Annotated in this window: 12 protein-coding genes; 4 read left to right on the top strand and 8 right to left on the bottom strand. The window is 56.2% G+C overall.

The genetic code is table 11. The features are described 5' to 3' along the window. Positions 1 to 2: 2 nt before the first annotated feature. From ACTG39_RS05620 to ACTG39_RS05630, 3 genes are all read right to left on the bottom strand, one after another. Positions 3 to 1,088 carry a purine nucleoside permease gene (locus tag ACTG39_RS05620; protein WP_439106561.1) on the bottom strand — a complete coding sequence of 362 codons (1,086 nt, stop codon included), beginning with the start codon at positions 1,086 to 1,088 and terminating at the stop codon, positions 3 to 5. Between the two features lie 77 nt (positions 1,089 to 1,165). Further along, entirely contained in the window at positions 1,166 to 2,002 is an 837-nt protein-coding gene (gene cpdA / locus ACTG39_RS05625; protein ID WP_439106562.1) for a 3',5'-cyclic-AMP phosphodiesterase, read from the bottom strand. Positions 2,003 to 2,015: 13 nt separating this feature from the next. Beyond that, positions 2,016 to 2,546, bottom strand: coding sequence for a DUF1249 domain-containing protein (locus ACTG39_RS05630; protein WP_439106563.1), 531 nt, complete (start codon positions 2,544 to 2,546; stop codon positions 2,016 to 2,018). Between the two features lie 315 nt (positions 2,547 to 2,861). Here ACTG39_RS05630 and ACTG39_RS05635 point away from each other — a divergent pair, with 315 nt between their 5' ends. Continuing rightward, positions 2,862 to 4,298: a TolC family outer membrane protein gene (locus ACTG39_RS05635; protein ID WP_439106564.1), complete on the top strand. Its 1,437-nt coding sequence runs from the start codon at positions 2,862 to 2,864 to the stop codon at positions 4,296 to 4,298. Here ACTG39_RS05635 and waaA read toward each other — a convergent pair. Continuing rightward, positions 4,278 to 5,558, bottom strand: coding sequence for a lipid IV(A) 3-deoxy-D-manno-octulosonic acid transferase (gene waaA / locus ACTG39_RS05640; protein WP_439106565.1), 1,281 nt, complete (start codon positions 5,556 to 5,558; stop codon positions 4,278 to 4,280). The genes ACTG39_RS05635 and waaA overlap by 21 nt on opposite strands. 122 nt (positions 5,559 to 5,680) lie before the next feature. Here waaA and ACTG39_RS05645 point away from each other — a divergent pair, with 122 nt between their 5' ends. Further along, positions 5,681 to 6,307, top strand: coding sequence for a class I SAM-dependent methyltransferase (locus ACTG39_RS05645; RefSeq protein WP_439106566.1), 627 nt, complete (start codon positions 5,681 to 5,683; stop codon positions 6,305 to 6,307). A gap of 77 nt (positions 6,308 to 6,384) precedes the next feature. Here ACTG39_RS05645 and ACTG39_RS05650 read toward each other — a convergent pair whose 3' ends face one another. The 3 genes from ACTG39_RS05650 to ACTG39_RS05660 are packed head-to-tail and all read right to left on the bottom strand — an operon-like array spanning position 6,385 to position 9,417. Continuing rightward, complete coding sequence (locus tag ACTG39_RS05650; protein WP_439106567.1) at positions 6,385 to 7,455, bottom strand: prenyltransferase; 1,071 nt, start codon at positions 7,453 to 7,455, stop codon at positions 6,385 to 6,387. Next, the gene (locus ACTG39_RS05655; protein WP_439106568.1) at positions 7,452 to 8,192 is read right to left on the bottom strand and encodes a methyltransferase domain-containing protein; all 741 of its coding nucleotides are present in this window, start codon (positions 8,190 to 8,192) and stop codon (positions 7,452 to 7,454) included. Before ACTG39_RS05655 ends, ACTG39_RS05650 begins: the two co-directional genes overlap by 4 nt. Further along, complete coding sequence (locus ACTG39_RS05660; protein ID WP_439106569.1) at positions 8,179 to 9,417, bottom strand: glycosyltransferase family 4 protein; 1,239 nt, start codon at positions 9,415 to 9,417, stop codon at positions 8,179 to 8,181. The genes ACTG39_RS05655 and ACTG39_RS05660 overlap by 14 nt, the downstream gene beginning before the upstream one ends. Before the next feature lie 238 nt (positions 9,418 to 9,655). On the opposite strand from ACTG39_RS05660, the gene rfbA reads away from it, so the two are divergent. Together rfbA and rfbC are read left to right on the top strand one after the other, a co-directional pair. After that, positions 9,656 to 10,561: a glucose-1-phosphate thymidylyltransferase RfbA gene (gene rfbA / locus ACTG39_RS05665; RefSeq protein WP_439106570.1), complete on the top strand. Its 906-nt coding sequence runs from the start codon at positions 9,656 to 9,658 to the stop codon at positions 10,559 to 10,561. Further along, positions 10,551 to 11,099 (top strand): dTDP-4-dehydrorhamnose 3,5-epimerase, encoded by a 549-nt coding sequence (gene rfbC, locus ACTG39_RS05670; protein WP_439106571.1) that lies wholly within the window; start codon positions 10,551 to 10,553, stop codon positions 11,097 to 11,099. The genes rfbA and rfbC overlap by 11 nt, the downstream gene beginning before the upstream one ends. Before the next feature lie 32 nt (positions 11,100 to 11,131). On the opposite strand, the gene ACTG39_RS05675 is transcribed toward rfbC, so the two are convergent. Beyond that, positions 11,132 to 12,022 (bottom strand): aldose 1-epimerase, encoded by an 891-nt coding sequence (locus tag ACTG39_RS05675; protein WP_439106572.1) that lies wholly within the window; start codon positions 12,020 to 12,022, stop codon positions 11,132 to 11,134. Positions 12,023 to 12,041 lie beyond the last annotated feature (19 nt).

Below are 12,041 nucleotides of genomic sequence, written 5' to 3' on the forward strand. Positions count from 1 at the left end.
TCCTAGCTTCCCGGCGGCGCAGAGCGGCTTTGCTCCCAGTTCTCGATAAGGACACGAGCGACGTTGCTACCTACCCGCCAGAGATTCTCAACGGCAGGGAGCATACCCCCGAAGCCTTCAGTCTCCCGGGTCAGGCTATCAACTGCAGTCATGCCGGGAGGCTGCATGGAGAAGTTACTCGCGGTACGCAAAAGCATGATTCGGTCGAAATCCACACGGCCACCACCATCCAGGAAGCGGAGGGCTTCAAGAATCCCGCTGTCTTCTACAGCCGTGGTAACAAACTCGCCATCACCTTCGGTCCAATAGCTGACCCAGTCGTTGGCCCATTCATTTAGGTACTTTCCGTGCCAAAACGTGCTGGCAGAAAGGTTGTCGCCGCGCATGATTTTTGGTGGGCCTAAGGCGCTTGGGAAGCCTTTGTACTCTGCTCGCAAGGCCTGCGCAGCTGCGTTATCAAAGAGCTCAACCCCTGCGCTCTCCTTGAATGCCCAGCCAGCAAGATCCTGATTCAACGCAAAGACCTTGCCGGTGTCATCGGCCCGCGGTTGTGGATAAGGCTCGCCTGTCATGAAGGGAAAGTAGCCAGTCTTCCAATCCTTTGGCATCTCCCGCGCGTCGATCTCGTGAGCCCAGTCACCGTTGACGACGTAGTTACCCCACACCGCAGAACCCAGGGTGCCATCTGCCGGGTCGATGCCAGCAATGCCGCCAATAATCCAATAACTGTTGGAAAAGTCGAAGCGCTCATCCAGGCCCAGAGCCATCACACTGGCCGCGGCCCGATCCTGAGTCAGGCCCGTAAAGGTAACCAGCAAGCCTCGGTCGCGATCCACGCAGGCCGCGTGGGTGCTGTAGGGCAGATCAAAGCAGTCGTCCAAAGGCTGATCGTCGAGCCCGCGTTCACGCCAAGCCTGAAATTCGCCCGGGGCATCGCCCGTATCCTGGCCGACTTCAAAGTTTACGAGAACGGTTACTCGTATTTCGATTGGAGCGTCTTCTGCCCTCGCCGCCTGGGCGATCAATAAACCACCGATGACAAAAAAGCCCATGAGGGCACATGGGAGATTGCGATGGACCGCGGACATGGCGAAACACCAATTAGAGAGAACTTAGAGACAGATTATGCGGTTTAGCCTTGGGATGCCAAGGCTGCCATCACGGCTCACAAGTAGCCGGAGGTCTCTTTGTCGACGGGAAAGATTTGTGACTCTGCGCGGGAGACAGAGGTACGAATTGAACCGTCGGGGTCCAGTTCCATCCAGCGATAGCCCGGCGCGCGGCCATCAACCGCAAAATCCACCTGCTGAGGAAGAAACTGCACGCAGGTAGACGGGGTACACAGCAACCGAAGACCATCACACTGTTGATCAAGCTCTTGATGCACGTGCCCCCAAAGTACCGCCTTCACATGGGAATAACGCCCTAAGATCTCAAAGAACGAATCCGCATCGGAAACCTTCTGCTCGTCCAGCCAGTCGCAACCCACAGGCACAGGCTGATGATGCAAACATATCAGTGTATGCAAACCCGCCACTGCGCTGGCTTGTAAACATTCTTCCAGACGCTGTAACTCCGGGCGCCCCAGGTGGCCGCCCACTTCTCCGGGCAATTGGGAGTCGAGCATAACGATTTGCCAGGCGCCCACACGAATTTCGCCGGAGAGGCGCCGAGCACCACCAACATCGAGCATGATGTCGCGAAGATCGTGGTTTCCGGGCAGCCAAAAGTGCTCCGTGGAAACCTGATCAAAATAGCCGATAAGTCTGCGGTAGGCGTCTCCGGCACCAGAATCGGCAAGATCCCCTGTGCCAAGCACAAAATCGGGGCTCGGATACTCTCTGTTAACCAGATCGACAATGGCTTGTAATGAGTAGTCTGTATCCAGACCGAGCAACTTTCCCCCGCTAAAGGCTTTGAGATGGGTATCGGTGAGTTGCACCAAGCGGATGGTCTCGCTCTGCACACTCAGTTCGACAACACTGTCCTTGAGGTCACTCATGACTAGACCGCCCTTAGGCGTGCTCGGCCCCAGGTTTCAAGAGGCCCTCGATGTCTGCCTGACCATGATGGAGACAGTGCGATAACCATTCCGTGAGAAAGCGGTTTTGCTGATTTTTCTCGTCCTGCTGATGCATAGACGGATTGGGATAAGCGTAGCGTCCCTGAGTTTTACCCGCGGTTTGAAAACGCACGACTTCGATCATGCCCGCGTCATGGTATGCCCGAGCCTCCATGACCAGAGGCGTCAGCCAACCCGGCGCTGCACCTTGTTCTCTTTCACTACCAGCACTGCGATAACTCTTCAAACAAAAAAGTGTGGTGTAGCGGCTGCGTTCCAGTACTTCGATATGGACCTGTACACCATCCACAGAGAAGCGTTTGCTGTTACAGCTCTCATAATCAGAAAACAGGCGTAAAAGCCGTGCATAGTTAGCTTCGCAGAGGGCATGCAACGCGCGCAAATCCACTTTGTAAGAGCCTTTAATCACTACTCGTACCAATTCCCTAATCGCATGGACCCAAGCGCCGCCCATCAATGCCATGTGGCCGAACCAAGCGACCTCTCAAACTTCTCCGACCTCTCGGCAAATTCGGTATTAATTTGGGGCGGTGCCCTGAACCAATGCCGGCGGTTTGCACGTACTTGTTGTCAAAGAGACAGCTAACGATCACTAAAATCGATCAGTTGCGCCTAAAACACGATAGGCCGCATGGGAGCCGCTAGTCTTAAATCGAGTGTATCACCTAAGATTGCTACCCAGACTAGCGCAGCTTTGGTGACAATTCAGCACTGCGAAGCAGTCGACATAACTGGTAATATTTGCGCGGCATTATTCCGCACACCCAAGGATTTTATTATGCATATCCCCGGCAAGGTCTTCCTCGCCTCTATGACGCTATTTGCGACCGCAGTCACTGGTACTCCTGCCAGCGCTGAGTCCTTGCGTGATATCTACGAACTGGCGCTGGAAAACGACGCGACCCTCAAAGCCCAGCAGGCCCAGTACCTTGCCGGTCTTGAGGATGAAAACGCAGCGTTTTCTGTACTCCTGCCCCAAGTGACCGCTACCGCGGGTACGCAAAATTCGGACACCGACACCACCAGCCCCGGCATTATTGGCTTTGATCCCAACGGAAGTCCCGTTATTGGCAATACCTTTGACAACACAGACGTAGATACGGACACCTATCAGGTGTCGCTCCAGCAGGCGATTTTCAATCTTCCGGCCTGGTTCTCTTTCCAGCGTGGCAAGGAGTTGTCAAAGCAGGTTGAAGCAACTTTCGCTGCAAACCAGCAAAATCTCATTGTTCGCGTTGTTCAGGCTTACCTGGCGGTGTTACGAGCGCAGGACAACCTCCGCGCCTCGGTAGCCAGAGAAGAAGCCTTTGGTCGACAACTTGAGCAAAACCAACAGCGCTTTGAAGTGGGCCTCATCGCCATCACGGATGTCTATGAGTCCCAGGCTGCCTATGACCTGTCTCAGGTCGATAGAATCTCGGATGAAAACTCCGTTGCCGTTGCTCTGGAAAATCTCAGCGTCCTCACCGGCAAGCGACACGACACACTCGATGTGCTGGTCGAGTCCTTTGACGTAAACAAACCTGAGCCTGCGGACCGCAGCGCCTGGGTAGAGTTTGCCCTGGCAAACAACTTTAATTTGAAAGCGTCGCAGTATGCAGAGGAAGCTGCCCGGCAAAATGCTAAGGCGCGGCGACTCGCCCACGCCCCAACCATTAGCGGCACGGCACAGTATCTGGAGTCAGAAACCGACGGTACGCGTTTTCAGGACCCTGCGGGCATTTTTAACTTTCCGCCCAATTCCGAGCGTGACCAGACCGTGTGGGGCGTAGAACTATCTATGCCGCTGTATACCGGCGGAGCAATCAGTGCCGAGCGCAGACGCGCGGCTCAGTTGTTCAACCAGGCTCGAGAGGAGCGAATCAATCTCACTCGCCAGACGGTCACGGATGCCCGCTCACTGCACATGACCGTGGTCAATGACGTGGCCAGGGTTGCCGCACGAAAGCAAAGTATTCTGTCTTCCAGAAGCGCTCTGGATGCCACGCAGGCGGGTTATGAGGTGGGGACTCGAAACATTGTCGATGTACTCAACGCACAAAACACCCTTTTTGGCGCGCTTCGTGATTACGCCAACAGCCGCTATGACTACATCGTCAATACACTGCTCCTTAAGGAGCAGGCTGGCCTTCTGAGTCCGGAAGACGTGATCACTCTGGATAGCTATCTTGAGGCTGCGGCCGCACCTACCAGCTCAGGAATGACCCCCAAGTAAACCCTGGAAACCGCTAAACAGGGCGTTCAGAGCGCCCCGGTTACTCTCCATGACAGCAAGCGCCGCCGCACCCCGGCGGCGTTTTTCGTTCTCCTGTGAAACCAGCAGCTCTAACTGGGCGATGAGCTCCGCCTCGTTTGCACAACGACAAAGTCCACCGGCCTCCGTGAGGCGAGCAGTGATGTCCTCAAAATTGAACATCGACGCCCCGCACAGCACCGGTATGCCCCATGCGGCCGCCTCCAAAGGGTTATGGCCGCCTCTTTCGATAAAACTGCCACCGATCACCGCAACATCTGCAACGCCAAAAAGCTGGGACAGTTCGCCCAAAGAGTCGAGTAACAAAAGGTCAGTATTTGTATCAACCGCATCTGCGCGGGATCTACGTGCTATCCGCAGCCCTGTGCCCAAGCAAAGCTCATAGACTGTTTCAAAGCGCTCGGGATGTCGGGGCGCAAGCATTAACAAGGCATTGGGATACTGTCCGCGAAGATTAGCGAATGCCGACAGGGCTAACTGCTCTTCACCCTCGTGCGTACTGGCAAAGATAATCACCGGGCGCTCTGACACCGCCCACTGTTCTCGCAAGCCCTGTACCCGCGCACGAATCTTCTCATCAAGCTGAACATCAAACTTGATACTGCCGGTGACCTGCAAACGCCCGGGATCTAAGCCTAACTGCACAAAGCGATCAGCGTCCGCAGCGCTTTGCACACCGACCCAATCCAATGCTTCGAGCATCGCTCGGGTGGTCCGCGGTACTCGTGCATAGCCTGCAGCGGACTTCGCAGACAAACGGGCGTTCGCCAAGAGTGCCTTGCATCCCGATCGACGGGTGTAATGCAGGAGGTTGGGCCATAACTCAGTCTCCATCAAAACGAGTAACTGCGGATTAGCTCGCCGCAAAAACCGTTTAACGGCCCCGGGGGTGTCCCAAGGCGCATAGACATGAAAAACCCGGTCCCCAAACAGGCGCCCAACCTGTGCAGAGCCCGTGGGCGTAGTGGTTGTAATCACCACCCGGTGGTCAGAATATTGCTCCAAAACGCGCTCAATAAGAGGCCTTGCAGCAAGGGTCTCACCCAGGGAAACCGCATGAATCCAGATGCAAGGCCTGACATCGTCCGGCGCTGTAAAAAAACCGAATCGCTCTGCGAGCCGCTCTCGATAGGCAGGTGCCCGGCGCGAACGCAGAAGCATGCGCAACACGATAAAGGGTTGCAGCACTATGAACAGCGCACTGTAGGCAATACGAATCACAGCTGACGCTCAGGCTCCCGAAAGAGTTGCAGCATAACGATCAAAACCAACGCAGACCACAGCTTGCCAGTGACTGCCGCTATCGGTAACTTCGACGCCCCGACAAAGCCGAGCTAAAAACTGTGCCCCAGCATTTCGAACTTTCGCTGCCTATCGATATCGACCAGGTGAAAGGCTTTCTGTCCCATGCAGAGGGAGAAGCCTTGTTTCGCTGTGCAAGCGAGTTGGAGTCAGGCGCGGTCGCCGTGGAAATCGGCAGCTACTGCGGAAAATCAACGGTGTACCTCGGTCTTGGCTGCAAGGCGACCAACAGCACTTTATTCGCGGTAGACCATCATCGCGGCTCCGAGGAGCATCAACCCGGCGAAATGTTTCACGACTCCGCACTCATTGATGACCAGGGGGCCTTTAGTACCCTTGCAAGCTTCCGACGAACGATTAGCGCCGCCGGGCTTGATGATACGGTCATAGCGGTTTTGAGCAGCTCGGCGCAGTTTGCGCAAGCATGGCGGGGCAGTTTAGGGCTGGTCTTTATCGATGGAGGACACAGTCTGGATGCAGCTCTGCTGGACTACCGAAGCTGGGTTGGCTCGATTGCATCCAAAGGGCGATTAGCTATTCACGATGTATATCCCGGCGCCGAAGCCGGTGGGCAGGCACCCATCACCGTCTATCGACTTGCGCTGGCCTCAGGCCTGTTTAAAGAAATTGTCGCTGTGGACAGCTTGAGAATTCTGGAGCGCTTGTAGGGAAGTAAGCACTGACTTTATTCGTTTGTGAGTCGAAACGCCCGCTGGCAGCCGCCCCCGGGCTATCTACCACTGACTTACTTAGCGCGACGAACCAACTCGCCTGACGCAGTGTCGAGCAGTGTCACCTGTGTAAACAGATTCGCAGCGGCGGTGTGCTGCGTAAGCGCATCGGCGGCCAGCAGTACAGCCCCGGCAGTCCAGGTGGGTCGCTCGTTGGGCCAAAGCAGGTCTTCTGCAAACTGATAACCGGTCCAGTAATCGCCCTCATCGCTGCGCCACTGATGCAGCCAACTGTAAAGTTCTGCGGCCCGCGCCCGATCCCCCGAAGCTAGCAAGGCCATCACCAGCTCGCAGGACTCTGCGACGGTTACCCAGGGCTCCTCAACTACGCATCGACAGCCCATGCCGTCTTCTACAAACTCATCCCAACGGGAGGCCAAGCGCTCTCGGGCTTCTGCGCCGGTAACAACGCCGGTAAGCACGGGATAAAACCAATCCATGGAGTAGCGAGACTTGCTCTCCCAGGTTCGATCGAAACGCTCAGGACGATGGCGCAGGGCCTCACCGAGGGCTTTGCGACTTTCGAGAAACTCCGGTCGATCTTCGCCAATGGTGACGGCTATATTGTGAGCGCATTCGAGACTCTTATAAATCGAACTGCAGCCGGTAATGAGCGCGTCGCTACGCGGCGTGCCATCTTCATCCACCGCCCAGTCGATATCTCCGTACGCGGACTGCAATGACATCACAAAGCGCATTGCCCCATCCACGACAGGCCAAAGCTCAGCCAAAAAGTCGCGGTTCTCGCTGATGAGATAGTGGTGCCAGACACCGGTGGCTACATAGGCAACAAAATTCGTTTCGCGCCGTTCGCGATTATCTGGCACGCCATTTCTGTAGGCGGCCCACCAACTGCCGTCGCCAAGCTGCTGCTCGGCCAGCCAGCGATAAGCCCGCTCTGCTGCCTCCCATTCACCGCCTATGGATAGCCCCATGGCGGCTTCGACATGATCCCAGGGGTCCGCATAGTTACCGGGTGACCAGGGTATTTCTCCATTTAACAGCTGGGCATCACGAATCGACGCAATGGTCGGCGCAAGAAAATCCCGGGGAAATAGTCCGGTGGTGAAATAGGGGCCGCTCACTCGCTGCCCTTACGAGAATACATGACGACACTTTTACCAAGAACGGGGTTGAGAGCGCGCTCAAGCACGCGCGTAAACGCTGGTTGGCTCATCATATCCCAGACCAGCAAACGATGATATTGACGCACCAGCCAGTTACGCTCCCGCGATTTCCAGAACAAACACTGCAGCCACCAGTAGATGCTGTGCAGTGCATGGGCCCCATGCTCGTAATAGACAGAAAAGCCGTGCTTCTCTATCTCAAAGCGCAGGCGACCCTTATCGAAAATGCGCAGATGGCCGCCAGGCACCTGGTGATACTCCCGCGATAAGGCCCAACAGATTCTCTCGCACCAGGCACGAGGCACACTGGCACAAAACCGTCCACCGGGCTTCAGAACGCGCGAAATCTCTGCCAATGCGTTGCGATAGTCAGGAATATGCTCCAGCACTTCACTACAGATGACCGCATCAAAGCTTGCGTCTTCAAAGGGGAGTCGCAGCGCATCCCCGACGAGAAGCAAAAACATCGCCGAATTCTCCGACCTTACCTCGGAACCCGCCTCCCCAAGCTCACCGCGAAACTCTGCCATGCGTTCCCGGGCCGTTGCGAGGTCTTTGAGAGACAGATCTACACCCACCGCATCCATGCCATCGAGCGCACAGGCAGCAATCACATGTCGCCCTTCGCCACAGCCAAGGTCCAGCACTCGCTGCCCAGGCCGCATGGGGAAAAAATTGCGATCAAGGGTTTGCATCAGCAATTACCCCCCGATAATAGCGAACCATCTGTTCGCCACAGACAGTCCAGCTAAAGGTATCAAGAATGCGCTGACGCCCGACCTGAGCCAATCGTTCGCGCTCCTCGGCATCTTCCAGCAGCGCTGAGATCGCCTGCGCCAAAGCATCCGCATCAGCACTAGGGACCACTACCCCCGCGTCCCCGACGATCTCCGGCAGAGCCCCACCATCGGTGGAGACCACGGGAACCGCGCAGGCCATCGCTTCTCCCGCAGGAAGACCAAAACCTTCATAAATCGACGGGATAACCGCCACCGTTGCTTCGGCGTAATGTCGCACCATCTCTCCCGTACTGATGCCGGAGATAAATCGTACGCGCTCCCGAATGTTAAGCCGATCCAGCAGTTGTTCTGTTTTACCACCGGGCTGGGGCCGACCCACAACCAACAATTCCAGATCGGGATAGTCTGCAAGTAGTGAAGCGTAGGCCTTGAGCAGGTAGCGCAAGCCCTTGAGCGGGGCATCCGCCGAGGCAGTGGCCATCAAGCGATTCTGACGGCGCTGTATCTCGCCATGGGGTCGAAACACCGCCGTATCGATGCCGTTGTACACCAGGTCAATCTTATCTTCCGACAATCCAAAATCTGCGGCGATGTCGTCGCGAGACTGCTGGGATACGGTAATCACATGGCGCAACTTGCGCACGACCTTACCCTGCATAGTCAAAAACGAATGCCAGCGACGCACTAACAAGCGCTCATGCCAGGTCCGCGCCGCTCTAAGTGCAATGCGCAGGTCGTGGGTGATCGGGTGGTGCACGGTAGTGACCAAAGGAAAGCCCTCACTCTGTAACTTGAGCACGCCATAGCTGAGGCTTTGGTTGTCATGAATAAGGTCGTAGTGCCGACCTTCTTTATGGAGGTACTTCCTTACGCGCCGTCCAAAGGTATAAGGCTCGGCAAACCCTCCTGTGAGCTTGCTCATCCACTCGATCATATCGCTTAGGGAAAGCAGGTGTCGCGGACGCAAAGAGCCAAGACCATGGGTAAACAGGTCCAGACTGGGTATGTGGATCAGACGCACGCGGGGGTCGAGCTCGGGGTAGGGTGGACCCGAAATGACATCAACCTCATGCCCTGCCTCGACCAGGGCCTTGCTCAGGTAATGCAGATAGATGCCCTGGCCCCCACCGTGGGGCTGGCTGCGATAGCCAAGCAAGGCAATGTGCAAACGACCGGACATGAAGCTCCGAGGGAGATGAAGAAGTTTGAAACAGCCGCGCATTGTATACACCGCAGGCATTGGTACAAGCATTGCCAAAACGCCTGAAAGAACAGGCGAGGGCCCTCGTATTTGTCCGTCCTGTGACTCGCATCCCAGTGCGGACTAAAACTTTAGGGACCGGGACTCAGCTCACACGACAGACCCCAAGGGTCGCGGATATACTAAGCGTCTTAATAACAGTCATGGACGTAAAACTATGAGCGAGACAGCCTACAAGGGCATCATTCTCGCCGGCGGCTCAGGTACGCGACTTCACCCACTTACCAGCACGGTAAGTAAGCAGCTCATGCCGGTTTATGACAAACCAATGATCTACTATCCCCTGGCGACGCTCATGGAAGCCGGGATCCGCGACGTGCTGATCATCACCACCCCCCGGGACCAAAAAGCCTTTGCCGATTTGCTTGGCGGCGGAGAACAGTGGGGCATTAACATCAGCTATGCGGTGCAACCCAGCCCCGATGGTCTGGCCCAGGCGTTTATTCTCGGCGCCGACTTCGTGGGTAACAATCCCGTAAGCCTGGTACTGGGCGACAACATTTTCTATGGCGACGGTTTTTCGAAAAGCCTGCGTCATGCGGCAGAGCGCAAAAACGGTGCTTCGGTCTTTGCCTATTATGTCAATGATCCCGAGCGTTACGGTGTGGTGGATTTTGACAGCGACGGAGTAGCCAGCAATATCGAAGAAAAACCGGCAAACCCCCGATCGCACTATGCGGTGACCGGCCTGTACTTCTACGATAATGATGTCGTCGACATCGCTAAAAACATTCAACCGTCGCCGCGAGGGGAGCTCGAGATTACCGATGTAAACCTCGCCTACTTGAAACGCGGCGATCTCCACGTCGAGGTCATGAGTCGCGGCACGGCCTGGCTGGATACGGGCACTCACAACTCTCTTTTAGACGCGGCCAACTTTATCCGCGTCGTGGAAGAACGGCAGGGACTCAAGATCGCCTGCCCCGAAGAAGTCGCCTATCGCATGGGATACATTGATGCCGAAGGCCTCCAGGCCCTGGCTGCACCTCTCATCAAGAGTGGCTATGGAGAATATTTGATGGGTCTGCTTCGCGAAGAAGGAGCGGTTCGCAATGCAGTTTGAGGCCACCAGTCTTCCTGGCGTCTATTTACTGACGCCCAAAGTGTTTGGCGACGAGCGCGGATTTTTTATAGAGAGCTGGAACGCCGAAGAGTTTCGGAACGCGGGTTTTGATCTGAATTTTGTCCAGGACAATCACAGCCGCTCCGCCCAGGGCATTCTCCGCGGCCTGCACTATCAAACCAAGCACACTCAGGGAAAGCTGGTGCGAGTCACCGCCGGCAGTGTTTACGATGTCGCTGTGGACCTCCGAGAAGACTCACCTACCCTCGGCCAATGGTACGGCGTCACCCTGGATGCCAAAGATCAGCAAATGCTATGGGTCCCGCCGGGGTTTGCCCACGGCTTCTATGTCACATCCGAGTACGCTGATTTTCAGTACAAATGCACAGACAAGTACGATCCGGGCAACGAAGTCATTATTGCCTGGGATGACCCCAGCCTTGCTATCGAATGGCCCTTGGTGGACGGACGGCCACCGTCACTGTCTGCAAAGGATCAAACGGGAATGTCATTTGGGGACGCGCCGCGACTTCGCTAGCACTTCTGGAGGTTCCAACTTGGGGCTAAGCCTCAGGGCTGCAAAAGCCGAAAGATTATGCTCCCTGCCAACTCCTCTGCGGGCTTTAACATGGGCGGCGCTGGGATATCTGGTAAACGCTGTGTTGCCATCGCCCCGGTCAAATGCGTCACAGGCTCAAGGCACAGCAAGGGCTTAGCAACAGGCCTGAAGACATGGAGCGCAGCAAAAACCGGATCCGAAGAAAGCTCAAGAACTCGATCGCTCCACTCCATCCGCACGCTGTTTCGCCAGCCGTCGAAATCGCTATCCATACCTGCGTAAGGCAAAACTCCAGCGGCTAGGTCCGCGCACTCCTGCGCCCCTGCCATATAGGCATCCGGCAAGCCCGTGTCAGTCACCGGTAAAAACGCCGTGGTCTCGGCCGTTACGCCGAGTAAATCTTTGCTGGGAAACGCAGGGTGCAAACCCAGGCCCGCCGGCATCGCTTCGCTGCCGAGATTTATCAGACTCATTTGTATCCGCAGTTCCCGAGGTGCAAGGACGACACTCAAAGCTGCTCGGTACTGCCAGGGCCAGGGATCATCACTGCCGTCATAACTTAACTGCAGTGACTGAGCATCTCGGTCATCAACCTGCCACGGTGCTTGCCAGGCATAACCATGGATGGGGTGGGCGGACAGGTCCGGACGATTAGCAACAAGTCTCGCACTACTTTGCTCAAGCGCCCCATAAGCGACGCGATTGGCAAAAGGTATGAGAGGGAAGCACGCCGGTGTTCCTATTGATGCAGCGAGACCTTCGTCCACAAGCCAATCCTGCCAATGGCCGCCGCGTTGCGACTGAAGCACAAGGAGCGCCGCTCCCGCCCGAGGATCAATCTCCGCTCGCAGATCCGCGTGCTCAAGACACACCGTACTCGCCGAGCCAGGGGAGGTACTCACGTTTCAGGGAGGGAGAGCA

The sequence above is a fragment of the Congregibacter sp. genome (assembly GCF_965662665.1).
In the GTDB taxonomy this organism is placed as follows: domain Bacteria; phylum Pseudomonadota; class Gammaproteobacteria; order Pseudomonadales; family Halieaceae; genus Congregibacter.